This window comes from Actinophytocola glycyrrhizae (genome assembly GCF_042653545.1).
Lineage (GTDB): Bacteria > Actinomycetota > Actinomycetes > Mycobacteriales > Pseudonocardiaceae > Actinophytocola > Actinophytocola glycyrrhizae.
In genome coordinates this window covers 276,475-299,536 of record NZ_JBHSIS010000010.1, presented here as the reverse complement: position 1 = coordinate 299,536, position 23,062 = coordinate 276,475, and the positions used below count along the sequence as shown (strand labels likewise).

At 71.2% G+C, this 23,062-nt stretch carries 24 protein-coding genes; 15 read left to right on the top strand and 9 right to left on the bottom strand.

Annotated elements, in window-relative coordinates; genetic code table 11:
* The first annotated feature begins 16 nt into the window (after window positions 1–16).
* Genes frr through ACFPCV_RS23080 form a run of 3 tightly spaced genes read left to right on the top strand, consistent with a single transcriptional unit; the run spans window position 17 to window position 2,275 of the window.
* Window positions 17–574, top strand: a complete 558-nt coding sequence (frr, locus tag ACFPCV_RS23090; protein WP_378058379.1) for a ribosome recycling factor — start codon at window positions 17–19, stop codon at window positions 572–574.
* 14 nt (window positions 575–588) lie between these two features.
* Window positions 589–1,479, top strand: coding sequence for a phosphatidate cytidylyltransferase (locus ACFPCV_RS23085; protein ID WP_378058378.1), 891 nt, complete (start codon window positions 589–591; stop codon window positions 1,477–1,479).
* A 28-nt stretch (window positions 1,480–1,507) separates the two neighbouring features.
* The gene (locus ACFPCV_RS23080) at window positions 1,508–2,275 is read left to right on the top strand and encodes a class I SAM-dependent methyltransferase (protein ID WP_378058376.1); all 768 of its coding nucleotides are present in this window, start codon (window positions 1,508–1,510) and stop codon (window positions 2,273–2,275) included.
* An 80-nt stretch (window positions 2,276–2,355) separates the two neighbouring features.
* Here the strand turns inward: ACFPCV_RS23080 and ACFPCV_RS23075 are convergent, their stop codons facing one another.
* Entirely contained in the window at window positions 2,356–3,057 is a 702-nt protein-coding gene (locus tag ACFPCV_RS23075) for a PadR family transcriptional regulator (protein ID WP_378058375.1), read from the bottom strand.
* Window positions 3,058–3,196: 139 nt separating this feature from the next.
* On the opposite strand from ACFPCV_RS23075, the gene rlmN reads away from it, so the two are divergent.
* The 4 genes from rlmN to ACFPCV_RS23055 all read left to right on the top strand — a co-directional run bounded on the left by rlmN (window position 3,197) and on the right by ACFPCV_RS23055 (window position 7,750).
* On the top strand, window positions 3,197–4,300 hold the full coding sequence (rlmN, locus tag ACFPCV_RS23070) for a dual-specificity RNA methyltransferase RlmN (RefSeq protein ID WP_378058374.1): 1,104 nt from the start codon (window positions 3,197–3,199) through the stop codon (window positions 4,298–4,300).
* An 87-nt stretch (window positions 4,301–4,387) separates the two neighbouring features.
* A complete protein-coding gene (locus ACFPCV_RS23065) occupies window positions 4,388–5,449 on the top strand; it encodes an NAD(P)/FAD-dependent oxidoreductase (RefSeq protein ID WP_378058373.1) in 1,062 nt (353 codons plus the stop codon).
* Window positions 5,446–6,771, top strand: coding sequence for an amidohydrolase family protein (locus tag ACFPCV_RS23060; RefSeq protein WP_378058372.1), 1,326 nt, complete (start codon window positions 5,446–5,448; stop codon window positions 6,769–6,771). Before ACFPCV_RS23065 ends, ACFPCV_RS23060 begins: the two co-directional genes overlap by 4 nt.
* Window positions 6,772–6,778: 7 nt before the next feature.
* Window positions 6,779–7,750, top strand: a complete 972-nt coding sequence (locus ACFPCV_RS23055) for a LacI family DNA-binding transcriptional regulator (RefSeq protein WP_378058371.1) — start codon at window positions 6,779–6,781, stop codon at window positions 7,748–7,750.
* A 4-nt stretch (window positions 7,751–7,754) separates the two neighbouring features.
* Here ACFPCV_RS23055 and lepB read toward each other — a convergent pair whose 3' ends face one another.
* Window positions 7,755–8,384 (bottom strand): signal peptidase I, encoded by a 630-nt coding sequence (gene lepB, locus ACFPCV_RS23050; RefSeq protein ID WP_378058370.1) that lies wholly within the window; start codon window positions 8,382–8,384, stop codon window positions 7,755–7,757.
* A 237-nt stretch (window positions 8,385–8,621) separates the two neighbouring features.
* Here lepB and ACFPCV_RS23045 point away from each other — a divergent pair, with 237 nt between their 5' ends.
* Together ACFPCV_RS23045 and ACFPCV_RS23040 are read left to right on the top strand one after the other, a co-directional pair.
* Window positions 8,622–8,978, top strand: coding sequence for an ArsC/Spx/MgsR family protein (locus ACFPCV_RS23045; RefSeq protein ID WP_378058369.1), 357 nt, complete (start codon window positions 8,622–8,624; stop codon window positions 8,976–8,978).
* A 16-nt stretch (window positions 8,979–8,994) separates the two neighbouring features.
* Window positions 8,995–9,594 carry a TetR/AcrR family transcriptional regulator gene (locus tag ACFPCV_RS23040; protein WP_378058368.1) on the top strand — a complete coding sequence of 200 codons (600 nt, stop codon included), beginning with the start codon at window positions 8,995–8,997 and terminating at the stop codon, window positions 9,592–9,594.
* A gap of 401 nt (window positions 9,595–9,995) precedes the next feature.
* Here ACFPCV_RS23040 and ACFPCV_RS23035 read toward each other — a convergent pair whose 3' ends face one another.
* From ACFPCV_RS23035 to ACFPCV_RS23025, 3 genes are all read right to left on the bottom strand, one after another.
* A complete protein-coding gene (locus ACFPCV_RS23035; protein WP_378058367.1) occupies window positions 9,996–11,096 on the bottom strand; it encodes a Gfo/Idh/MocA family protein in 1,101 nt (366 codons plus the stop codon).
* Complete coding sequence (locus ACFPCV_RS23030; protein WP_378058366.1) at window positions 11,096–11,827, bottom strand: sugar phosphate isomerase/epimerase family protein; 732 nt, start codon at window positions 11,825–11,827, stop codon at window positions 11,096–11,098. The genes ACFPCV_RS23035 and ACFPCV_RS23030 overlap by 1 nt, the downstream gene beginning before the upstream one ends.
* Window positions 11,828–11,976: 149 nt before the next feature.
* Entirely contained in the window at window positions 11,977–12,240 is a 264-nt protein-coding gene (locus ACFPCV_RS23025; protein ID WP_378058365.1) for a DUF2631 domain-containing protein, read from the bottom strand.
* A gap of 81 nt (window positions 12,241–12,321) precedes the next feature.
* On the opposite strand from ACFPCV_RS23025, the gene dxr reads away from it, so the two are divergent.
* From dxr to ispG, 3 genes are read left to right on the top strand one after another with little or no spacing between them, the layout of a single operon-like run.
* On the top strand, window positions 12,322–13,545 hold the full coding sequence (gene dxr / locus ACFPCV_RS23020; RefSeq protein ID WP_378058364.1) for a 1-deoxy-D-xylulose-5-phosphate reductoisomerase: 1,224 nt from the start codon (window positions 12,322–12,324) through the stop codon (window positions 13,543–13,545).
* Window positions 13,546–13,551: 6 nt separating this feature from the next.
* Complete coding sequence (locus ACFPCV_RS23015) at window positions 13,552–14,778, top strand: M50 family metallopeptidase (protein WP_378058363.1); 1,227 nt, start codon at window positions 13,552–13,554, stop codon at window positions 14,776–14,778.
* A gap of 9 nt (window positions 14,779–14,787) precedes the next feature.
* Entirely contained in the window at window positions 14,788–15,945 is a 1,158-nt protein-coding gene (ispG, locus tag ACFPCV_RS23010) for a flavodoxin-dependent (E)-4-hydroxy-3-methylbut-2-enyl-diphosphate synthase (RefSeq protein ID WP_378058362.1), read from the top strand.
* On the opposite strand, the gene ACFPCV_RS23005 is transcribed toward ispG, so the two are convergent.
* A complete protein-coding gene (locus tag ACFPCV_RS23005; RefSeq protein WP_378058361.1) occupies window positions 15,942–16,760 on the bottom strand; it encodes an alpha/beta fold hydrolase in 819 nt (272 codons plus the stop codon). The two genes, ispG and ACFPCV_RS23005, sit on opposite strands and share 4 nt — an antisense overlap.
* Window positions 16,761–16,778: 18 nt before the next feature.
* Window positions 16,779–17,345 carry a dihydrofolate reductase family protein gene (locus tag ACFPCV_RS23000; RefSeq protein ID WP_378058360.1) on the bottom strand — a complete coding sequence of 189 codons (567 nt, stop codon included), beginning with the start codon at window positions 17,343–17,345 and terminating at the stop codon, window positions 16,779–16,781.
* 80 nt (window positions 17,346–17,425) lie between these two features.
* On the opposite strand from ACFPCV_RS23000, the gene ACFPCV_RS22995 reads away from it, so the two are divergent.
* The 3 genes from ACFPCV_RS22995 to map all read left to right on the top strand — a co-directional run bounded on the left by ACFPCV_RS22995 (window position 17,426) and on the right by map (window position 21,118).
* Complete coding sequence (locus ACFPCV_RS22995) at window positions 17,426–18,280, top strand: GNAT family N-acetyltransferase (protein WP_378058359.1); 855 nt, start codon at window positions 17,426–17,428, stop codon at window positions 18,278–18,280.
* Between the two features lie 21 nt (window positions 18,281–18,301).
* Window positions 18,302–20,086: a penicillin-binding transpeptidase domain-containing protein gene (locus tag ACFPCV_RS22990; protein WP_378058358.1), complete on the top strand. Its 1,785-nt coding sequence runs from the start codon at window positions 18,302–18,304 to the stop codon at window positions 20,084–20,086.
* Between the two features lie 174 nt (window positions 20,087–20,260).
* A complete protein-coding gene (gene map / locus ACFPCV_RS22985; protein WP_378058357.1) occupies window positions 20,261–21,118 on the top strand; it encodes a type I methionyl aminopeptidase in 858 nt (285 codons plus the stop codon).
* A gap of 86 nt (window positions 21,119–21,204) precedes the next feature.
* On the opposite strand, the gene ACFPCV_RS22980 is transcribed toward map, so the two are convergent.
* On the bottom strand, window positions 21,205–21,978 hold the full coding sequence (locus ACFPCV_RS22980; RefSeq protein WP_378058356.1) for a DUF4253 domain-containing protein: 774 nt from the start codon (window positions 21,976–21,978) through the stop codon (window positions 21,205–21,207).
* 365 nt (window positions 21,979–22,343) lie between these two features.
* The gene (locus ACFPCV_RS22975) at window positions 22,344–23,042 is read right to left on the bottom strand and encodes an alpha/beta fold hydrolase (RefSeq protein ID WP_378058355.1); all 699 of its coding nucleotides are present in this window, start codon (window positions 23,040–23,042) and stop codon (window positions 22,344–22,346) included.
* Window positions 23,043–23,062 lie beyond the last annotated feature (20 nt).

The following is a 23,062-nucleotide window of genomic DNA, read 5'->3' as shown; positions in this document are numbered from 1 at the left end:
GAAACAGGAGCAGGCTTTGATCGACGAAACACTCTTCGACGCCGAGGAGAAGATGGAGAGGGCGGTGTCGCACGCGAAGGAGGAGCTCGCCTCCGTGCGCACGGGCCGCGCCAGCTCCGGGATGTTCTCCCGGATCGTCGTCGACTACTACGGTTCGCCGACGCCGCTGAACCAGCTCGCGGGTGTGAACGTGCCAGAAGCGCGGATGGCGGTGATCAAGCCCTACGACGCCAGCCAGCTCGCCGCCATCGAGAAGGCGATCCGCGACTCGGACCTCGGGGTCAACCCGAGCAACGACGGTGCGCTCATCCGTGTGGTCATCCCTCAGCTGACCGAGGAGCGCCGCAGGGAAATGGTGAAGGTGGCGAAGGCCAAGGGCGAGGACGCCAAGGTCGCCATCCGCAACGTCCGCCGCAAGGCCAACGAGGAGCTCCACCGCATCGCCAAGGACGGCGAGGCAGGCGAGGACGACGTGAACCGCGCCGAGAAGGAGCTGCAGAACCTCACCGACAAGTACGTCGCCCAGGTCGACGAGCTCGTGAAGCACAAGGAAACGGAACTGCTCGAAGTCTGAGCCCCGGTATCGACATGATCAGCGCACCCACCGGGTCAGGACCCGCCGAGGAGAACCGTGTGACGACCGGCGACGTGGCCGAGCCGGCGCCAGCCCCGAAGGCCGGGCGCAACCTGCCCGCCGCGATCGCCGTCGGGGTGCTGCTCGGCGCCACGGTCCTGGTGTCGCTCCTGACCGTGCGGCAGATCTTCGTCGGGATCGTCGCGGTCGCGGTCGCGGTCGGCACCTACGAGCTGGCGGGTGCGCTGAAACGCGGCGCCGACCTCCGCGTCACGCTGTGGCCGGTGCTCATCGGCGGCCAGGCGATGGTCTGGCTGTCGTGGCCGTTCGGCCGCGAGGGGTTGCTGGCGGCGTTCGTCGTGACGATCCTCGCCTGCCTGGTGTGGCGGTTCCGCGGCGGCGCGGAGAACTACCTGCGGGACGTGAGCTCGTCGATCCTGACCGCCGCGTACGTGCCGCTGTTCGCGTCGTTCGCGGCGATGCTGGTGGTCGCCGAGGACGGCGTCGCGCGGGTGCTGTGCTTCCTGATCGTGGTGGTGTGCAACGACGTCGGCGGCTACACGACCGGCGCGAAGCTCGGCAGGCACCCGATGGCGCCGACGATCAGCCCGAAGAAGTCCTGGGAGGGCTTCATCGGCTCGATGGTCTTCGGCGTCGTCGCGGGAACGCTCGCCGTCACCTTCACGCTGGACGGCCAGTGGTGGCAGGGCGCGTTGTTCGGCGCCGCGATCGTGTGCACCGCGACCGTTGGCGACCTGGTGGAGTCGCTGATCAAGCGGGACCTGGGCATCAAGGACATGGGCACGCTGCTGCCCGGCCACGGCGGGCTGATGGACCGGCTCGACTCGCTGCTGCCGTCCGCGGTGGTGTCCTGGTTGCTGTTGAGCCTGTTCATCACCGGCTGACGTGGTATTGCTGGACGGTGTGGGACTGGTGTCGCGCGCTCGTGAGCGCCTTGCCGCGGTGCGCCGCGGTGTCGAGACGTTGCCTAGCCCGAACATCTGGCACTGGCCGGACGTCTACGAGGTCGAGAACCGGGCACAGGACGTGCACGACGACCTCTGGCGCGTCCTGGGGTCGGTGGCCGACTGGGCGGGCCGCGACGTGCTGGACATCGGCTGCGGGTCCGGTTTCCACCTGCCGAGGTTCGCGGCGACCGCGCGGCACGTCACCGGGGTGGAGCCGCACGAGCCGCTGGTCGGGCTCGCGAAGGACCGGGTGACCATGCTGCCGACGGTCGAGGTGCTGACCGGGTCGGCGCAGCGGCTGCCGCTTCCGGACGCGAGTGTGGACGTGGCGCACGCGCGGACCGCGTACTTCTTCGGTCCTGGCTGTGAGCAGGGGCTCGCCGAGGCGGAGCGGGTGCTCCGCCCCGGCGGTGTGCTGGTGATCGTGGACCTCGATGTGCGGCACCGGCCCTACGGCGACTGGATGCGCGCCGACCTGCCGGACTACGACCCGGTCGAGGTCGACCGGTTCTTCGAGCGGATGGGGTTCGATCGCCGGTCCGTCGAGACGCGGTGGCGTTTCGCGGACCGGGCGAGCCTGGAGTCCGTGCTGCGGATCGAGTTCTCGGCACGCGTGGCGGAGCGGGCGGCCCGGGACGTGCCAGGGCTCGAGTTCCCGGTCGGCTACCGGGTGCTGACCAGGCAGAAGCCGACCGGATTGCTGATCACCCAGTCCACCGCACCCCGTACCTGAGGGCGCGTCCCAGCGCCGGTGCGCGATCGCGGGCGGTCGGTGGCTGAGCGCCGTCACGTTCCCCGAGGCGGCGACGAGACTCAGTCCTCGTCGGACTCGTCCTCGTCCGTCGACGGGGCCTCGCCCAGGATCGCGTACAGCTCGCGTCGCGCGGTGTTGAGCACCTCGGCGGCCCGCTTCTTCTGCTCGTCGTTCGCGGCCTGCACGACCTGCATCGTCGCGCCCATGAGCTGGCCGATCGCGTCGCGCAGGTTGACGTCCCTGGGGTCCGCGTCGCGTGCGATCTCCTCCCACGGCGGGGTCTCGATCGCCTCCGCGGCCGTGCGGCCCTCCTCGGTGAGCGCGTACAGGCGACGGGAGCCCTGGCCCTCGTCGTTGATCAGGCCCTCGTCGGCGAGGAGCTGGAGCGTCGGGTAGACCGAGCCGGGGCTCGGCCGCCACAGGTCCGCGCTGCGCTCCTTGATCTCCTGGATCATCTCGTAGCCGTGCATGGACCGTTCGAGGAGCAGCGCGAGGATCGCCGTGCGGATGTCGCCGCGACGGGAGCGCCTGCCCCTGCCGTGCCGCTCAGGGCCCCTGCCGCGCCGCCTGCCCCGCTCCTGGCCGAAGCCGGGGAAACCCGGGAAGCCACTGGGGAAGCCGGGGCCGAACGGACCACCGGGGCCTGGCGGGCCGGGTGGGAACGGGGGGAAGGGCACACCCCCGCGTGCCTCGGCGTGGAAGTGGGTGCGCGGGTCGCCGAAGACGCCCGGGTCACCTCTGAAGTGGTGTTCGTGTCGCATGATCAAGTTCCTCCTGTGGATGTATCGCGTGGTATCGCGATAGGTTTACGATATATCGGAAAGTATCGCGATGCAACGTTCGAACGGAAACAGGCCGCTGACCAGGGCAGCTCCCCGGCCATGGGACACTGGAGTGGTTATGACCGCATTGCCTCTGGTCTTCGACGCTCCCAAGCGCGGCCTGCCTCCCCGTCATCTCGCCGACCTCTCCACCGAGGAGCGGCGTGCCGCCGTGTCCGAGCTGGGGGAGAAGCCGTTTCGCGCGAACCAGCTGTCGAACCACTACTTCGGTCGCCTGACCGCCGACCCGGCCGCGATGACCGACATCCCCGCGGCGTCCCGCACCCAGCTCGCCGACGCCCTGCTGCCGCCGCTGCTGTCCGTCGTCAAGCATGTGAGCTGCGACGACGACACCACCCGCAAGACGCTGTGGCGCGCACACGACGGCACGCTGGTCGAGAGCGTCCTCATGCGGTACCCGGACCGCACCACGCTGTGCGTGTCGAGCCAGGCCGGCTGCGGCATGGCGTGCCCGTTCTGCGCCACCGGCCAGGGCGGCCTGATGCGCAACCTGTCGACGGCGGAGATCGTCGACCAGGTCCGCGCCGCGGCCGCCGCCATGCGTGACGGTGAGCTGGGCGAGCCGGGGCGGCTGTCGAACATCGTGTTCATGGGCATGGGCGAGCCGCTCGCCAACTACAAGCGGGTCGTGGCCGCCGTCCGCCGGATCACCGAGCCGGCGCCGTCGGGACTCGGCATCTCGCAGCGCTCGGTGACCGTGTCGACGGTCGGCCTCGCGCCCGCGATCCGCAAGCTCGCTGACGAGAAGATGCAGGTGCGGCTGGCGGTGTCGCTGCACACCCCCGACGACGAGCTGCGGGACACGCTGGTGCCGGTGAACACCAGGTGGTCGGTGGACGAGGTCCTCGAGGCTGCGCGGTACTACGCGGACACGTCCGGGCGCCGGGTGTCGATCGAGTACGCGCTGATCCGGGACGTGAACGACCAGCCGTGGCGAGCGGACCTGCTGGCGAAGCGTCTGCGGAAGCACCTGTCACAGCTGGTGCACGTGAACGTGATTCCGCTGAACCCGACGCCGGGGTCGAAGTGGGACGCGTCGCCCAAGGCCGTGGAGCGCGAGTTCGTGCGCCGGGTCAACGAGGGTGGCGTCGCCTGCACCGTGCGCGACACCCGCGGCCAGGAGATCGCGGCCGCCTGCGGCCAGCTCGCCGCGGAGGGGTAGCCGCCGGACGAATGACGGCATTGACCCGGAAAGCCCGGCGTGGTGCCACGTAACTAGTTACAGTAACTAGTTACAGAAACCAGTTGCATGGCGGGGGTGGTCATGGCCGGTCACGTGGTCGTCATCGGTGCGGGGGTGTACGGGGCTGCCGTGAGCGCCGCACTGCGGCGGCGGGGTGCCCGGGCCACCGTCGTCGACTCGGGAGCGCCCGGCGACGGCACGTCCGGGGTGACGTTCTCCTGGCTCAACTCCTGCGGCAAGGAACCGCGGGCCTACCACGACCTCAACGTCGCGGGGATGGTCGCGCACCGGGAGTTGGCCGAGAAGCTGTCGGGTGACTGGTACCACGAGGGCGGCAACCTGGAGTGGGCCGCCAAGGAGACCGACCGTGTGCGGCTGCGGGACAAGGTGCGGCGCGTGCTCGGTTACGGCTACGAGGCGCGCTGGCTCGTCAGGGCCGAAGCGCTGCGCCTCGAACCGGACCTCGACCCCACGGCCCTGCCCGATGACGAGATCGCCTTCTTCCCGAGGGAGGGCTGGCTCGAACCGGTCCGCATGATCGGCTTCCTGCTGGCGGGGGCGGAGGTGGTGCGCAACGACGCGGTCGTCGGCATCGACGTCGGCGGTGAGCGGGTTCGCGGGGTGCGGCTCGCGTCGGGGCGTCGGCTGGCCGCGGACGCCGTGGTGAACTGCGCCGGTCCGCGGGCCGCGGAGGTCGCGGCACTGGCCGGGCTGACACTGCCCATGCGCAACACACAGGGCAGGCTCGTCTACACGTCTCCGGTCGCGGTGGCCGTCTCGCGGGTGATCCACGCGCCGCGTGTCCACGTGCGGCCCGACGGTGCCGGGCGGTTGCTGCTCCACGGCCACGACGAGGCCGCCGCCGACTCGGTGTTCGCCGCGGCCTGCGAGCTCTACCCGGGGATCCGGGCCGGGGCGGTGGAAAGTGTCCGGGTGGGGGAGCGGCCGGTCCCCGGCGACGGGCGGCCGGTCCTGGGGCGGGTGGCGGCGCTGCCCGGCTTCCACTTCGCGGTGTCGCACAGCGCCGCGACGTTGTGCGTGCACGCCGGTGACCTGGTCGCCGCCGAGGTCATGGGCGCGGACGTGGCCGACGCGCTGGCCCCGTTCCGGTTCGAGAGGTTCCGATGACCACCACGGTGCTGCACGGTGGCGACCTCGTCGACCGGTGCGGAGTCGATGTCGTCGTGTCAGGCGGGGCGATCCGCGAGATCGTGCCGACCCGCCCTGCCGGGGACTACGCCGCGGCCGACCTCGTCGACGCGGCGGACGGGCTGGTCGTCCCCGGCCTGATCAACAACCACACGCACGGCACCGCGTTCGGTCCGCTCTTCCCCAGCGGGCACGAAGGCCTTCCGCACGAGCAGGTACTGGCCAACCTCGACCGGCACCTGCTCGAAGGCACGACGACGGTCCTGTGCGTGGACGGTTTCGTCACCGAGGAGGCACTCGCGCGCACCGGCGAGGCGCACCCGGTCAACGTGCGGCTCGCGTCCTGCAACACACCCGCGTGCCTCGCGGCGGCGACGATCGCCGACGGCGGCGGGCTCACCGACGAGAACCGGGCGTTCACCGCGCACCGGGCGGTCCGGGCGGGTGCGGTCGCGCTGGGGGAGATCGGCGCGGGGCACACGCTCGGCGGCGGTGGCGCGAGCTACCTGTACATCCCCGCCGAGGTGGCGCGGCGGACCGGGGTGACGATCACGCCCCGGCAGTCGAACGCGCTCAAGGTCGCGGTGCTCGGCAGGCACATCTCGCCGTCGGCCTTCGACCGGGACGCCGTCGAGGAGGCGTTGGCGGCGGCGGGACTGGCCGGGAAGCTGTCGGTCGAGGACACCCGCGGGATCGTCTCGGACGTCATCCTCCCCGCGTTCGACATCGCGTTGTCCGGGCTCGCGGAGGCCGCGGAGCAGGCGCGCGCCGCGGGGGTGCCGGTGCTGGTGCACAACGCGGCCGCGTCGATGACGCAGGTCGCCGGTATCGCCAGGACCGATGTGCGGCTGATCGCCGGGCACTCCAACCATTCCAGCTTCGAGCCGAGGGAAGCGCTGGAGCACGCGGAACAGCTCAAGGAACTCGGCGCCGTCGTCGATGTGTCCACTTTGGACACGTTCGGGGCGCGGCGGCTCACCACCGGTCCGGAGCTGCTGTACGCGATGTTCGAGGCGGGGCTGGTCGACACGATCTCCACCGACTACGCGGGCGGGCACCACGACCCGATCCTGCTGGCGATCGACGAGGCCACCAGGGCCGGGGTGGTCACCCTTCCCGCCGCGATCGCGATGGCCACCGCGAACGTCGCGGACGCCATCCCCGGCATCGCACCGGGCCGGGGCCGTATCGTGCCGGGCGCGGTCGCCGACCTCGTCGTGACCGACCCGGCGCGGCTGGACCGGGTCGGGGTCGTCATGATCGGTGGCGAGGTGGTGGTCCGCGACGGCCGACGCGTCTGAGGGGGACATGGGCAAGCGAACAACGATCGGCGACGTCGCCAGCGCTGCCGGTGTGTCCGTGGCTACGGTGTCTCGGGTCCTCAACGGCGGTGCCGTGAGGGAGGACACCGCGGCGCGGGTGCTGGCGGCGGTCACCTCCCTCGAGTACACGCCGAACGCGCTGACGAGGAGCATCTTCTCGGGGCGCTCCACCACGATCGGCGTCGTGATCCGCGACCTGAGCAGCCCGTTCTACCTCGACCTGATGCGCGGCATCGACGAGGTGGCGAGCGCGAACGACAGCCTCGTCATGTTCGCCAACTCCTACCGCCTGCCCGACCGCGAGGTCGCGCACGTGCGCACGATGGACGAACAGCGGGTGCGCGGGCTGATCGTCACCACCGGCGAGCCCGCCGACAGCCGCACCCGCGGCATGACCGCCAACGGCACCCCGTGCGTGGTCGTGGCGCGCACGGTCGCAGACCCGCCGCCCGGACTGCACTCGGTCAGCCTCGACAACGTCGCGGCAGGCAGACTGATGGCTGGGCACCTGGCCGCGTGCGGCCGGTCGGCGGTGGGCGTTGTGCGTTCCGGGCAGCGTCAGTCGCAGGTCGAGCGCACCGCGGGGCTGGGTGCCGGTCTCGTCGACGCCGGCCTGCCGTCGCCCGCGGTGGTCGAGGCGGCGACGGAGGAGGAGGTCCCGACGGCCGTCGCCGGGTTGCTCGAAGGGCGGCCGGACGCCGTGGTGTGCATGACCGGCAGGCTGACGGTCGCGACGTACCAGGCGCTGACCGCGGCGGGCCGCGCGGTGCCCGAGGACGTCGCGTTCCTGACGATGGACGAGTTCACGTGGGCGGCCGCGCTGGGGATCACGGTGGTGGCGCAGCCGTCGTACGACATGGGCAGGCAGGCGGCGTCGCTGGTGGTGGAGGCGCCCGCCGAGCCGGTGCGCAGGGTGTTCGCACCGACACTGGTGGCCCGCCGGTCCTGCGGTGAGTGAGTGCTCAGCCGGCCGGTGTCGAGGGGATCGCCGTCCGCCGGTGCAGGCCGACGATGAGCCAGCCGAGCCCGCAGAGCGTGACGACCGCCCCGCCCGCCACCCAGAGGAGCCACGGCCGGGCGCTGCTGTCCAGCAGCGTGCCGTTGACCCCGACGACACGGCCCTCGACGGCGGTCAGTGGCACCGCGCCGTGACCGTCGTGCTCGACGAACATGCGGGAGTCGACGGCGTCGTCCCGCGCGTCGCCCGCGAGGAAGACGGTGTCGGCAGGCACGGTCACGGTGAAGTCGTTGGGCGGGGTCCCGTTCGCGGAAGCCTCGACGACCGGTTCGCCGTCGACGGTCAGCCTGCCATCCCGGTACTCGAGCCGGTCGCCGCCGACGCCCATGACGCGCAGCACGCGTGGTCCCGGCTCCTGGCCAGGCAGCGCGGCCCCGTCGATGACGACCAGGTCCCCCCGGCGCGGTGTGACCCCGCTTTCGACGGCGACCAGGTCGCCGTCCTCCAGCGTCGGCGCCATGGCGGACCCGCCCACCTCGACCTCGGTGTAGCTGGGGCGGGCCAGCACGACGGCCCCCAGCACGATGGCCAGTCCGGTCAGCATGAGCGCCGCCGCGACCACGATCCTTGTCACTGCAAGGACGGTAGTGGTGCGCCCTTAAAGTTCACTAACACGATACTCATCTGGCCGGAAGCTGCCGTTGCCGTCGATGAACACGTCATCCCCCGCTCGGCCGAAACCGCTCCGTCCGGATGGTCGCTACCCCGCGCGCCGACCGTCACCACGGCTGTCCCCGGTCCTCGGGGATCGAGCAGAAACGCTCCGCGTATACCTTCATGCCCGGTAGACGCCTGACGGCTGGAGACGTCGATGGAGATCTGGGTCAACCCCGCCTGTTCGAAGTGCCGGTCCGCGCTGTCCGTGCTGGACGGGGCGGGCGCCGACTACACCGTGCGCCGCTACCTGGAGGACCCGCCGTCCGCCGCCGAGATCGAGGCGGTGCTGGAGCGCCTCGGGATGGAGCCGTGGGACCTCGCACGCATGACCGAGCCCGTCGCCAAGGAGCTGGGCCTCAGGTCGTGGCCGCGCACGCCGGCCGACCGCGCGCGGTGGATCACGACGCTGTCGGAGCACCCGAAGCTGATCCAGCGGCCGATCATCACCGCCGACGACGGCACCACCGTGGTGGGGCGCACCGAGGAGACAGTGCGCTCGGTGCTGCCCTGACGGGCATGATGGGCGGGTGCGCGCCGCGGAGGGCGGGGGTTACCCCAAGGGCCGGATCCGCCGTGAGGACATCCTCACGGCGGCCGTGGCCGTGTACGGGGAGGCCGGGTACCACGGCTCGTCGCTGCGGGAGGTGGCCAAGCGGGCCGGGATCACGCACGCGGGTCTGCTGTACTACTTCCCCACCAAGGAGGCCCTGCTCGCGGCCGTCCTGGAGCGGCGCGACGCGGAGGACTCGGAACGGGAGCAGCTGGACGCGCCCCCCGGCCGGGAGGTGCTGGCCCATTTCGTCGCGCTCGCCGAGCACAACGTCACCCACCCCGGCATCGTCGACCTCTACTCACGGCTCGCGGCAGAGGCCGTCGCGCCCGACCACCCGGCGCACGACTACTTCGTGCGGCACTACCGGCTCGCCCGCGAGTCCACGTCCGAGTCGTTCCGGGTGCTCGCCGAGCAGGGCGAACTCCGCGACGGCGTCGACCCCGCCGCCGCGGCGCTCATGTTCGTCGCACTGATGGACGGGCTGCAGGTGCAGTGGCTCACCGTCCCGGACGAGGTGGACCTCGTCGGGACGCTGCGCCACTTCCTCGGCAGCGTGCTCGCCAAACCGCTTTAGTGCCCCGCGCCGGAAACCGGCACATGAAGATCATGTGAAGTGGCTTGGCGTACGAACCCGTCATCAGGCACGACCCCCCTGCGGTCGCCCGACGGGCCGGTGCCGTGAATGGGCCGTTCAGGGCGCCCAGCGCCCTGAACGCGCCTTTCAGGGCATTACCCGCGCCGTCAACGCGCACCGAAGCCCGGGCGCTGCGCGCCCAGGGCCCGCGAAGCGGGGCCAGCCCACGCAACCCTGACGGTGGCGTAAGCCCACCAGCAAGGGCTCCCTGCCATCCCGTCGACCTGCCCGTCCGGCGAGGACAAACCCACAACGTCAACCGCAGCCAGCACACCCGACCGAAACCGGTCCGACGCGACCAGCACACGACGACCCACTCACACCAACTTCACGGAAATCACCTAGAGCGTCCTGGCATGCGGGTCCCAGTCCGCGGGAAGCGCGGGTGGCACCTCCACCGTGCTCTCCACCGGTGCCGGCTCGCCGGAGGCGATCGACTCCTCGATGGCCAGCATCGCGTCGAGCACGTGGTAGGCCAGCTCACCGGACGCCCGCTCCGGCACCCCGGCGCGGATCGCGCGTGCCAGCTCCAGCGCACCGGTGCCGCGGGAGGCGCTGTGGCCGGCCGCGGGCAGCTCCGTCAGGTCGGTGCTGCCCAGCGTGTGGACGAGCGTCGGGCCGTCGAACCGGTTCGGGTCCGGGACCACCACCGCGCCGAGCGTGCCGGTGACCTCCAGCAGCGTGCGGTGCAGCGCCGAGTCGAAGCTCAGCACGACCTGCGCGGACCCGCCGCGTTCGAAGTCGACCAGCGCGGTGACCGTCGTCGGCACCGTCACCGCGAACTCGGTGCCCGCGCGCGGACCCGAGCCGATGACCCTGGTCTCGCGGTTGCGCCCGCCCGCGCCGGTGACCCGGCGGATCGGGCCGAGCAGCTGCACCAGCTCGGTCAGGTAGTACGGGCCCATGTCGAGCAGCGGCCCGCCGCCGGTCTGGAACAGGAACTCCGGCGCCGGGTGCCAGCTCTCCGGACCGGGTGTCTGGAACATCGCGAGCGCGGTCCTCGGCTCGCCGATGCGGCCGTCGTCGACGGCACGGCGCGCGGTCTGCAGGCCCGCGCCGAGCACCGTGTCGGGTGCGCTCGCGACCCGCAGGCCCTTCTCGCGGGCCCGGTCGAGCAGCTTGCGGCCCGACGCCCGGTCGAGTGCGAGCGGTTTCTCGGCCCACACGTGCTTGCCGGCGTCGAGTGCGGCGAGGCCGATCTCCACGTGCGCGACCGGGATCGTGAGGTTCACGACCAGCTCGACGTCCGCGTCGGCGAGCAGCTCGGCCGTCGTGCCGGACCTGGGGACGCCGTGCTTGTCCGCCTGCGCGGCCGCCCTGGCCGGGTCGAGGTCGGCGATCCGCAGCACCCGGACGTCCGGGAACGACGTGAGGTTCTCGAGGTAGGTGTCGCTGATGACGCCGGCGCCGACAATGCCGACGCCGACCGGTCCGCCGGCCATCAGGCTAGGCCGGTGACGTAGGCGTGGCTCGCGGCGAGGCCGTCGAAGATGTCGCCGGCGTAGGCGTCGAACTCGATGACCCGCAGGGCGTCCGGTGCGGCGGCGAGGATGTCGGCGACCGGGGCCCGGCCCTGCCCGGCAGGCACCTGACCGGACGCGTCGGTGGCGAGGTCGCCGTCCTTGACGTGCAGCGCGTGGACCCGTGCGCCAAGGCCGGTCAGGAGGGCGGGCACGTCGGCGCCGCCCGCCGCGGCCCAGTACGTGTCGACCTCGAGCACCAGCTCGGGGTCGAGCTGGTCGGCGAACACCTCGAACGCGGTGCGGTCGCCGATCTTGTTCCGCAGCTCCCACCAGTGGTTGTGGTAGCCGACGACCAGGCCCAGGTCGGCGGCGCGCTTGGCGGCGGCGTTGAGCGCGGCGGCCGTCGCCGCCACGTCGGCCTCGGTGCGCCACTGCTCGTCCGGCACGAACGGGTCGATGACGACCCGCACCCCGCAGGCCTGCGCGGCGGCGAACACCGCGTCCTGGTCGGTACCGACGAGTTTGGCGTGGGCGGTGGGCGCGGTCAGCCCGTGGTCGGCCAGCGCGGTGCGCAGCACGGCCGCGTGCTCGGCCAGCCCGAACGGCTCGACCTGGGTGAACCCGATGCCCGCCAGCCTGGCGAGCGTGCCGCCGGGATCGGCGGCGAACGCCTCACGGACGGAGTAAAGCTGTACAGAAAGCTTGCTCATGACCACTCTCCCCTGGACTGTGCCCGCGGCTATGGAAGCGCTCTCAGAGGTTTTCTACCAGGTGGTAGAAATTGACGCCAGAGCCTTTTCCGGACATACGACAAGGAGCACGCCCGACGAGGGACGTGCTCCTTGACGAAGTGCTCGGATCAATGGCGCCAGGCCGTGCGCTGCCGCACGCGGGCCCAGATCAGGTAGATCACGAGGAACGCGCCGATGCCGAGCAGCCACAGGCGCTCGGTCTCGGCGATGTGGTTGCCGATGAAGGCCATCGCGAACATGGCGATCGCGGTGATCCAGCCGCCGATCTCGCGACCACGCGGGAAGCGGCCGTGCCAGCCCCACTCCGCGGAGGGCTCCTCGTGCGGGTCGACCGCGTTCTTGGCCCGCTTCTCCAGCTGTGAGCCTGCCACGTCCCCTCCTCAGCGTTCGTTTCGTGCGCGCTCATGCTCCCACAACGCCCCGCACCGGCGCGTTCGAGGGCATCGGGAACAATGGCGGTGATGAACGAACGCACCGTGCTCGTACTGGGGTCCACGGGTTCGGTCGGCGTCCAGGCCCTGGACGTGATCGCGGCCAACCCGGATCGCTTCGACGTCGTCGGCGTCGCGGCCGGGGGCGCCGACCCCGCCGCACTGGCCGCCCAGGCGCTCACCCACCGGGTCCGCACCGTCGCCGTGTCGCGGGCGACCGCCGCCGAGGACGTGCAGCTCGCGATCTACGCCGAGGCGCAGAAGCGGGGCTACGACCGGGGCGAGTTCGAGATGCCGCGCATCCTCGCGGGCCCGGACGCCATGACCGACCTGATCGCGGGCACGCCTGCCGACATCGTCCTCAACGCCATCACCGGGTCCCGCGGTCTCGCGCCGACGCTGCGCGCCCTGGGCACCGGCGCCACGCTCGCGCTCGCGAACAAGGAGTCGCTGATCGCGGGCGGTCCGCTGGTGCTGAAGGCCGCCAAGCCCGGACAGCTCGTGCCGGTCGACTCGGAGCACTCGGCCATCGCGCAGTGCCTGCGCGGCGGGCAGGCGCACGAGGTGGCGCGGCTGGTGCTGACCGCGTCCGGCGGCCCGTTCCGCGGCAGGAAGCGCGCGGACCTCGCCGGTGTCGGGGTGTCCGACGCGATGGCGCACCCGACGTGGGCCATGGGCCCGGTCATCACGATCAACTCGGCCACGCTCGTCAACAAGGGCCTCGAACTGATCGAGGCGCACCTGCTGTTCGGCGTCCCGTACGACCGCATCGACGTGGTCGTCCACCCGCAGTCGATGATCCACTCGATGGTGACGTTCACCGACGGCTCCACCCTCGCGCAGGCCAGCCCGCCGGACATGAAGTTGCCGATCTCACTGGCGCTCGGCTGGCCGGACCGGGTGCCCGCCGCGGCCCGGCCCGCCACGTTCGCCGAGCCGACCGCGTGGACGTTCGAACCGCTGGACGAGGACACCTTCCCGGCCGTGCGGCTCGCCCGCCGGGCAGGCACGGCCGGCGGCTGTCTGCCCGCGGTCTACAACGCCGCGAACGAGGAAGCCGTCGCGACCTTCGTGGAAGGACACACGGCCTTCACCACGATTGTGGACACTGTCGAGCACGTCCTCGACGACGCGCACGACTGGCACCGTGAGCCGGGCAGCGTCGACGAGGTGCTCGCGGCTGAGGACTGGGCCCGCGCCCGCGCCCGTGAGCTGCTGGCTCGCGGCGGGGTAGGAAAGGACTGACGGAACTTGCTCACATGGCTCTTTGGGGTCGTGCTGTTCGCACTCGGGATCTGCGTGTCGGTGGCACTGCACGAGGCCGGGCACATGTGGGCCGCCAAGGCCTTCGGCATGAAGGTGCGGCGGTACTTCATCGGGTTCGGCCCGAAGATCTGGTCCTTCCGGCGCGGTGAGACCGAGTACGGCCTGAAGGCGATCCCCGCGGGCGGCTTCTGCGACATCGCCGGCATGACCGCGCTCGACGAGGTCACCCCGGACGAGGCGCCCCGCGCGATGTGGCGCTACCCGACGTGGAAGCGCTTCGTGGTGATGGTCGCGGGCTCGGTGACCCACTTCATCCTCGGCTTCATCATCCTGTACCTGCTGGCCGCGACGATGGGCCTGCCGAACGTGGCGGGCACCCCGGTCATCAGCGGCACCGACTGCGCGGCGCCGACCCAGGACCCGAGGACCGGGGAGTACGCCGACTGCGGCCCGAACGACCCGGCCCCGGCGCGCGACGCGGGCCTGCGCGAGGGCGACGAGATCATCAGCATCGACGGCAAGGCCACCCCGACCTGGTCGGACGTGGTGGCGCGGGTGCAGACGCTCTCCGGCACGCACGAGTTCGTCGTCCTCCGCGACGGCGTCGAGCGCACGGTCACCATCGACATCGCGACCGTCCAGCGCATCGCGCCGGACGACACACCGAACGACAACGACGACAACAAGCTCGTCGAGGTCGGCGCGATCGGCGTCACCAGCACCCCGATCTACACCTACACGGCGGCCTCGGCGGTCGGCGGCTCGATCGAGTTCACCGGCGAGATGTTCGTCCGCGTCTGGCAGGGGCTGCTGGCGTTCCCGGAGAAGATCCCGAAGGTCATCGAGGCCATCGGCGGCGGTGAGCGCGACCCCGACACCCCGGTCAGCGTCGTCGGCGCGAGCATCATCGGCGGTGACGCGGTCGAGGCCGGCGTGTGGGAGCTGTTCCTGCTGCTCCTGGCCACGCTGAACTTCTTCGTCGGCGTGTTCAACCTGCTCCCGCTGCTGCCGCTGGACGGCGGCCACATCGCGGTGCTGTTCTACGAGAAGATCCGTGACTGGCTGCGCAAACTCCGCGGCAAGCCGGCCGGCGGCCCGGTCGACTACACCAAGCTCTCGGCGGTCACCATGGTGTTCATCTTCATCGGGGGCGCCGTCATGTTGCTGACCATCACAGCGGACATCGTCAACCCCATCCGAATAGGCCAGTAGGCTGAACCCATGACCGAAGGCATCATGCTGGGCATGCCGGCCACCCCGCCGCCCGTGCTGGCGGAGCGGCGCAAGACCAGGCAGCTGATGGTCGGCAAGGTCGGTGTCGGCAGCGAGTTCCCGATCTCCGTGCAGTCGATGACCACCACGCTGACCGCGGACGTCAACGCGACGTTGCAGCAGATCGCCGAGCTGACCGCGGCGGGCTGCGACATCGTCCGGGTGGCGTGCCCGTCACAGGACGACGCCGACGCGCTGCCCGCGATCGCCGCGAAGTCGCAGATCCCGGTCATCGCGGACATCCACTTCCAGCCGAGGTACGTCTTCGCGGCGATCGAGGCGGGCTGTGCCGCGGTGCGCGTGAACCCGGGCAACATCAAGAAGTTCGACGACAAGGTCGCCGAGATCGCGGCCGCCGCGCGTGACCACGGCACCCCCATCCGCATCGGCGTCAACGCCGGTTCGCTCGACCCCCGGCTGCTGCGCAAGTACGGCAAGGCCACCCCGGAGGCGCTGGCCGAGTCGGCGCTGTGGGAGGCGTCTCTGTTCGCCGAGCACGACTTCCACGACATCAAGATCTCGGTGAAGCACAACGACCCGGTGGTCATGGTGCGGGCCTACGAGCTCCTGGCCGAGCAGTGCGACTACCCGCTGCACCTCGGCGTCACCGAGGCGGGCCCGGCGTTCCAGGGCACGATCAAGTCGGCGGTGGCCTTCGGTGCGCTGCTGCGCCAGGGCATCGGCGACACGATCCGGGTTTCGTTGTCCGCGCCGCCGGTCGAGGAGGTCAAGGTCGGCACGCAGATCCTGCAGTCGCTGAACCTGCGGCCCCGCAAACTGGAGATCGTGTCCTGCCCGTCCTGCGGGCGGGCGCAGGTGGACGTCTACAAGCTGGCCGACGAGGTCACCGCGGGGCTGGAGGGCATGGAGGTCCCGCTGCGCGTGGCCGTGATGGGCTGCGTCGTGAACGGTCCTGGCGAGGCTCGTGAGGCTGATCTCGGGGTTGCCTCCGGCAACGGCAAGGGCCAGATCTTCGTGAAGGGCCAGGTCATCAAGACCGTGCCCGAGCACCAGATCGTGGAGACCCTGATCGAGGAGGCCATGCGCATCGCGGAGGAGGCCGGGGAGACCGCTGAAGCGGGCACCCCGACCGTCACCGTCTCCTAGTCGCTCGTCTCCGGCTCCGGCGCGTCGAGGAACGTGCGCACCACGTCCAGCACCAGATCGGTCCTGGCGAGGCCGAAGAAGTGCGTGGTGCCGGGGAACACGGCCAGCTGCGAGGCCGGCACGCCGACGAAGTCGCCGTTGACGTCGCCGCCGCGCAGCCGCAGGAACTGCACGGCGTGCTCCAGCTTCACCGCGTCGCAGTCGCCGACCGTGATGAGGGTCGGCGCGGCGATGCCCGCGATCTCGTCGTCGGACCACCCGGGATCGTCGTAGCCGCCCAGCTTGTCGAGCAGCGTCTGCAGGTGCTCGGAGTCCGGGTGCGGCGACTTGGCGAGGTACGCCTCCGCCATCGGCGTCCCGGCGATCATGTCGACGGTCATCTGCCCGACCGCCTCGCTGTTCTCGGGGCGCTGGCCGTCCGGGTGGAACGAGACCGACGAGATCACCGCCCTGCGCACCAGCTCGGGGTGGCGGACGGCCAGGTGCAGCGCCACGGCGCCGCCCACGCTGAACCCGAACACGTCCACCCGGGAAAGCCCGAGGTGTGCCAGCAGCCCGACCACGTCCTCGGCCAGGTCCGCGGTGCGCAGCGGCCGGTCGATGTCGTTGGTGCGGCCGTGCGCCTGGAAGTCGGCCGCGACGACCTGGCGGTCGCGGGCGAGCCCCGGCAGCAGCGGGCCGAACTGCTGGTCGATGTCGAACAGGCCCCCGTGCAGCAGGAGCAGGGGTGTCCCGCCCTCGCCGTGGACCTCGTAGTACATCCGCAGGTCACCGAGCTCGGCGTAGCCCGTTCGCGGGTCAGTGGTTCCGGTCATGGACGGCAGTATGTCCGATCAGTCGCGCTTCGCCTCGTAGCGCAGGAGCACCTCGCCGCCCGGGAAGGCGCGGTTCTCCACCAGCCGCAGCGAGAGCCACGACGGCAGCGCCGGGAAGTACGGCGTGCCGCCACCGACGGCGGTGGGCCCCAACACGATCCGGTACTCGTCCACCAGCCCGGCCTGGACGAGCGGAGCCGCCAGCGTCGCGCCTGCCACCTCCAGCACCCCGTCGGTCTCGGCCTTGAGCCGGGTCGCGACCTCGACGACGTCCCCGCGTTCCAGCCGGGAGTTCCAGCCGACCGACTCCAGCGTCTTCGAGAACACCACCCTGGGGGTCGCGAGCCAGACGCGTGCGTAGTCGATGGTGACCCGGGAGGCGTCCGGGTCCTTGTCGGCAGTCGGCCAGTACGCCGACATCAGCTCGTAGAGCCGTCGTCCGTACAGCGACAGCGCGATCTCGCGGGCCGCGTCGTTCCAGTACTGGTGCAGCTCGTCGTCCGGGTCGGACCAGCCGATGTCGCCCTTCGCGTCGGCGATGTAGCCGTCCACCGACACGTTCATGCCAAAGATGAGTTTGCCCATGGTGGTCAGACTGCCGCGCCGAGCGGAACTCATCGCACCTCGACTGTCTTGGCGACCGTTCATCTGGCACGCTTGTGCTTGTGTTGCGGCTTGCAGGAGCACGGCTGCTGGACGAGCGGGATCGGTTGGCCGTGCGCGCGATGCTCACGGCGGATCCCGTCGCGTCCTGCATGGTCGCGTCCAGGATCGAGAACCTCGGTATGGACCCGTGGCGGCTGGGCGGTGAGCTGTGGGGCTGCGAGCCGCGCGGGCTGCGCGCCGGCCGTCTCGACTCGCTGTGCTTCGCCGGTTCGAACCTGATCCCGTTGCAGGGCAACCGGTCCGCGCTGCGTGCGTTCGCCGACCGGGCGTTGCGGCGGCGGCGCGTGTGCTCGTCGGTCGTCGGGCCCGCCGAGCAGGTCATGGGGCTCTGGTCGGAGCTGGAGCTGGACTGGGGACCGGCCCGTGAGGTTCGGGACGACCAGCCGCTGATGTCGACCGGCAAGGTGTCCGACGTCCCGCCCGACCCGCTGGTGCGGCCGGTCCGCCCGGACGAGCTGGACCGCTACCTGCCCGCCGCGATCGCCATGTTCATCGAGGAGGTCGGCGTCGACCCCCGTGCCGGGGACGGCGGCGCCAGTTACCGCGCGAGGGTCGCCGAGCTGATCGCCGCCGGTCGCGCGTTCGCCCGGTTCGAGAGCGGCGAGGTCGTGTTCAAGGCGGAGATCGGCGCGCTGTCGTCGGCGGTCGGGCAGATCCAGGGCGTGTGGGTGCACCCGGACCGGCGCGGGCACGGCCTCGGCTCGACCGGCACGGCCGCCGTCGTGGACCGGCTCGTGCGCGGGCTGGGACGCACCGCGAGCCTCTACGTGAACGCGTACAACGTGGTCGCCCAGTCGGCGTACAAGCGGATCGGGTTCACCAGGGTGGGCCAGTACGCCACCGTGCTGTTCTGATCTTCCGGCATACTCGCCGGCGTGCGTGTCACCCGGCTAGCGACTGTTCTCGTCCTCGTCGCCCCACTCGTCGGCTGCAGCGTGTCCGGCCCGCAACCGGGCGACACGGCGAACGCGTTCCTCGCCGCGTTCGCCAAGGGCGACCTCGCCGCGGCGGCCGGGGAGACCGACTCGCCGGACACCGCGAAGAGCCAGATGGCCGCGGTCCGCGAGGCCCTCGAACCGAAGTCGGTGAGGACGAAGGTCGAGGAGGTCAACCAGGCCGAGGGTGCGTCGACCGCGAACGTCTCCTACACGGTCACCTGGGACCTCGGCCCCGGCCGGACGTGGACCTACGAGAACCACATCGAGCTGCGTGAGTCGGACGAGCAGTGGCAGGTCCACTGGAGTCCCACGGTCATCCACCCCAGGCTCGCGCGGCAGCAGGCGATCGCCGTGCAGGGGCAGCAGCCGGAGCTGGCTCCGGTGCTGGACCGCGACGGCAACCTGGTGCTCGCGCCCAGCCGGGTGATCTCCGTGCTGCTGGAGAAGGAGAAGGCCGGGAACGTGCGGGCGGTCGCCGGTGCGCTCGCCACGGCACTGGGCCGGTTCGACCGCACGATCACGCAGGCGTCGATCCTCGACGGCGTGAACAAGACCCCCGCTGGGCAGCCCTACCAGGTGGCCGCGCTGCGGCAGACCGACTACGACGTGGTGAAGCCCGCCATCTACGACCTGCCCGGCGTCCGGTTCACGTCCGCGCCGAGGCTGCTCGCGAACGACAAGGCGTTCGCGCCGACGCTGCTGCCCGGCATCCGCAAGGTCGTCGAGGCCGATCTGACCGGCAAGGCGGGCTGGCGGGTCATCACGACCGACCCGGCGGGCGCGGAGGTCGAGGAGCTGCACGCGAAGGCGGCCGAGCCGGCGAAGGCGGCGAGGACCACGCTGAGCGTCGGGGTGCAGAACGCGGCGCAGGCCGCGGTGGACGCGGAGCCGGCCCCGTCGATGATCGTGGCGATGCAGCCGTCGACGGGGGAGCTGCTCGCGGTCGCGCAGAACCCCGTCGCCGACAAGGAGGGGCCGGTCGCGCTGATGGGCCGGTACCCGCCGGGCTCCACGTTCAAGATCGTCACCGCGGCCGCGGCGCTGGCCGGCGGCAAGGTCACCGGAGCGACCCCGGTCGGCTGCCCGCCGACGATCACCGTCGAGGGCCGCGAGATCCCGAACTCCGGCAAGTTCGACAAGGGCACCATCCCGCTGTCGAGCGCGTTCGCGTTCTCGTGCAACACGACGTTCGCGCAGCTCGCGACGCAGATGGGCCCGTCGGAGCTGACGGAGACCGCGAAGCGGTTCGGCCTCGGCGTCGACTTCGTCATGCCCGGCGCGACCACGGTGACCGGCTCGGTGCCCCCGGCCTCGAACGTGGTGGAGCGGGCCGAGGACGGCTTCGGGCAGGGAAAGGTGGTGGCGAGCCCGTTCGGCATGGCGCTGCTGGTGTCGACGGTCGCGACGGGCACGATGCCGACGCCGAAACTGCTGGATGACGCCACGACCGAGGCCGACTCGACAGTGGAGCCGGTGTCCCCGCAGGTCCTGGCCGGCGTGCGGGCGATGATGCGGGAGATGGTGGCGATCACGCCCGCGCTGGCGGCGTTCCCCGACCTGCGCGGCAAGACCGGCACGGCCCAGTTCGGCGACGGGACGCACGCGCACGGCTGGTTCGTCGGCTACCGCGGCGACCTGGCGTTCGCGGTGCTGCTCACGGGCGCGGAGGTGTCGAGCAAGGCGGTGGCAGCCGCGGCCAGGTTCCTGTCGGGCCTGTCTTAGTGGTCAGAATCGGAAGTCCTTCGGGGTCTCGACGGCCCAGCTTCCCGCTGGACGCACGGCCGAAAGGCCCGAGTACAACCAGTACGAGGACCTTCCGGCCGCACGCCCAGCGAAAACCTGGATCCGCCGATACCCACGAAGGACTTCCGATTCTGACCACTTAGGCTGGGACGCATGCCCGTTCGCACGCCGCTGAAGTCCGGTGTCCAGTCACCGCGTCGTCCTGTTCCGTCGTCCATCCCGCGGCCGGAGTACGTCGACAAGCCCGCGCCCGCGAAGAACACCGACCCGTGGGTGCAGACCGACGAGACGATCGAGGCCATGCGGGTGGCGGGCCGGATCGCGGCACAGGCACTGCAGGAGGGCGGCAAGGCCGTCAAGCCGGGCGCGACGACCGACGACATCGACGCGGTGGTGCACGAGTTCCTGCTCGACCACCACGCGTACCCGTCGACCCTGGGCTATCGCCGCTTCCCGAAGTCGTGCTGCACGTCCCTCAACGAGGTGATCTGCCACGGCATCCCGGACACCACCCGCATCGAGGACGGCGACATCGTCAACATCGACGTGACGGCCTACCTCGGCGGCGTGCACGGCGACACCAACGCGACGTTCCTGGCCGGTGAGGTCGAGCAGGACGTGCGCCTGCTGGTGGAACGCACCCACGAGGCGACCATGCGCGCGATCAGGGCGGTCAAGCCGGGCCGCGCGCTGAACGTCATCGGCCGCGTGATCGAGGCGTACGCCAAACGCTTCGACTACGGCGTGGTGCGGGACTTCACCGGCCACGGCATCGCCCGGTCCTTCCACAGCGGCCTGGTGATCCTGCACTACGACGAGCCCAAGGTCGACACGGTCATCGAGAAGGGCATGACCTTCACCATCGAACCGATGATCACCCTGGGCGGCATCGACTACGACATCTGGGACGACGGCTGGACCGTCACCACCAAGGACAAGAGCTGGACCGCCCAGTTCGAACACACACTGGTGGTCACGGACAACGGCGCGGAAATCCTGACGCTGCCGTGAGCGCCGGGCACCGTGCGGGTGCGGTCACCGCACCCGCTGGACGCAGGAGCCCGAGCTGGCGTTTCAGCCAGAGCTGGTAAGCGGCCCTAATCCCACCAGAAGTACCAGGTGTCCTCGCCGACCAGCCGCTCCGCGTACCCGGCCAGCGTCCCCTCCGGCCCCTGCCACACGTTGTCCGGGCAGAACGCGAAATGCTCCGCCGCCACCGACAGCGCCTCCTCACGTGAACCAGGCGGCGCAGCCACACTGACCTGCAACGTCGCGAAGCCGGCTCCGATCAGCCTTGCCCCGAACCGGTCCTCCCAGTCACGCAGGACCGCGGACAGCTTCGCCGTGTCGCCGGTGTGGTTGACCGGGCCCAGCCAGCCCGCCGACGTGATCGCGTCCGCGCCGCGCTCCGCGGGAACGAGTCCGAACCTGGTGTCGTCGTCGAACGACGCCAGCACTTCGACCAGCTCGGCGGCCGTCGCGTCCGGGTCGGTCGACGGCTCCAGCCGGGGGGAGCGGCCCGGCCACGACGTGCCGTACGGAGCGATCACGTCCGACTCCGATCCGTCGACCGGCTGCTGCCCCGCCCACCAGTGCGCCAGCACCGCATCGACGTCGTGCGAGGCAGGGGACGTCATGGCATCGGGGTCGACGTCGCCGTCGCCCCACGGCCGGAACTCGTCGTGGGGGTCGAGCGCGGTCAGCAGCAGCGGCCACAGGCCCGAGCGCGGGTGGTCGGCCCGCAACGTCGCCCACATCCGGGGCGGCAGCGGCCCGTCGCTGAGCCAGAAGGCGGGGCGCCCGTCGCCCTCCTTCGCGCGCACGATCCGGCCAGGGGGCAGCGCGACGGACAGCCCGTCGAGGGTGATCATGGCGGGAGGCTAGACGATTGCTCCGTGAAGTCGGTGTTGGTGGGTGGGGACGTAGCGCCTTTCGCAGCACCGGCCCGCTCTGCGGGTGCCCGCCGGGCGCTGTGCGCCCGCGCTCGCTTCCGGTGCCGGTTGCCGTGCCCTGAACGAGCATTCCGTGAAGATCATGTGAAGTGGCTTGGCGTACGGACCCGTCGTCAGGGCCGATGCCGTGAATGGGCCGTTCAGGGCGCCCAGCGCCCTGAACGCGCCTTTCAGGGCATAGCCACGCCGTCCGCAGGCAACCCACCCAACCGAAAACCGAAACGACGCGACCAGCACACGACGACCGACCGCCCACTCACACCGACTTCACGGAATCAATTCATCTAGAGCAGTTGCGCCAGCACTTCGAGGATGGCTCGCGCCACGGGAGCGGGATCGGTCGCCGGGGCGAGGTGGTGCGTGGCAAGGCGGCGGATCGGCCACCCCTGCGCCTGCGCGGCGGCCGCGTCCGCGTCGTAGGGCGGCGACAGTTGCACGTATCCCGCAGGCCCGGTCCATTCCACCTCCGGACGCTCCTCCTTCAGGAACGCGACCGGCACCTCAGGTGCCTCGTCCGCGATCTCCGCGCGCAACGCGGGGTCCGCCACCACCGACAACGGGTCCGGCGAGAACCATCGCTGCCAGCGCGGTAGCTGCCCCTCCCGCGACATCGCCCGCAGCTCCGAGTACAGCGACGCAGGCACCGTGTCCCGCCACGCGCGGCCCGGTGTCGGCAGCCCGGCGTCCACGAACACCAGCCCCGCCACCCCCTCCTCCAGCGCGTCGGCGAACCCGGGCAGCAAGGGCCCGGCGCCGCTGTGGCCGATCAGCACAACGGATCCGTCGAGCAGCTCCTCGCTCATGGCGTCGGCGAACGCGCCGAGCAGCACCTGGTGCACGGGCGGGGTCACCACCGACGGGCGCAGGTCCAGCAGCACCGCCGGGTGCCCCAGCGACGCGAGTGCGTCGGCCAGCGGACGTAGGCTCGCCGGGCCGAGGAACGGGCTGTGCACCAGTACGGCGGTGACCGGGGAGGCGGGCATGACCGCGATGATGGCAGGTG

Bases quoted from the DNA above. Each gene is read 5' to 3' on its own strand.
- ACFPCV_RS22980 (WP_378058356.1), bottom strand. From the start codon at position 21,978: ATGATCACCCTCGACGGGCTGTCCGTCGCGCTGCCCCCTGGCCGGATC.
- ACFPCV_RS23060 (WP_378058372.1), top strand. From the start codon at position 5,446: ATGACCACCACGGTGCTGCACGGTGGCGACCTCGTCGACCGGTGCGGA.
- ACFPCV_RS23045 (WP_378058369.1), top strand. From the start codon at position 8,622: ATGGAGATCTGGGTCAACCCCGCCTGTTCGAAGTGCCGGTCCGCGCTG.
- dxr (WP_378058364.1), top strand. From the start codon at position 12,322: ATGGCGGTGATGAACGAACGCACCGTGCTCGTACTGGGGTCCACGGGT.
- ACFPCV_RS23035 (WP_378058367.1), bottom strand. From the start codon at position 11,096: ATGGCCGGCGGACCGGTCGGCGTCGGCATTGTCGGCGCCGGCGTCATC.
- ACFPCV_RS23000 (WP_378058360.1), bottom strand. From the start codon at position 17,345: ATGGGCAAACTCATCTTTGGCATGAACGTGTCGGTGGACGGCTACATC.
- ACFPCV_RS23055 (WP_378058371.1), top strand. From the start codon at position 6,779: ATGGGCAAGCGAACAACGATCGGCGACGTCGCCAGCGCTGCCGGTGTG.
- ACFPCV_RS23075 (WP_378058375.1), bottom strand. From the start codon at position 3,057: ATGCGACACGAACACCACTTCAGAGGTGACCCGGGCGTCTTCGGCGAC.
- ispG (WP_378058362.1), top strand. From the start codon at position 14,788: ATGACCGAAGGCATCATGCTGGGCATGCCGGCCACCCCGCCGCCCGTG.
- rlmN (WP_378058374.1), top strand. From the start codon at position 3,197: ATGACCGCATTGCCTCTGGTCTTCGACGCTCCCAAGCGCGGCCTGCCT.
- ACFPCV_RS23065 (WP_378058373.1), top strand. From the start codon at position 4,388: ATGGCGGGGGTGGTCATGGCCGGTCACGTGGTCGTCATCGGTGCGGGG.
- ACFPCV_RS22975 (WP_378058355.1), bottom strand. From the start codon at position 23,042: ATGCCCGCCTCCCCGGTCACCGCCGTACTGGTGCACAGCCCGTTCCTC.
- map (WP_378058357.1), top strand. From the start codon at position 20,261: ATGCCCGTTCGCACGCCGCTGAAGTCCGGTGTCCAGTCACCGCGTCGT.
- ACFPCV_RS23085 (WP_378058378.1), top strand. From the start codon at position 589: ATGATCAGCGCACCCACCGGGTCAGGACCCGCCGAGGAGAACCGTGTG.
- ACFPCV_RS23030 (WP_378058366.1), bottom strand. From the start codon at position 11,827: ATGAGCAAGCTTTCTGTACAGCTTTACTCCGTCCGTGAGGCGTTCGCC.
- ACFPCV_RS23005 (WP_378058361.1), bottom strand. From the start codon at position 16,760: ATGACCGGAACCACTGACCCGCGAACGGGCTACGCCGAGCTCGGTGAC.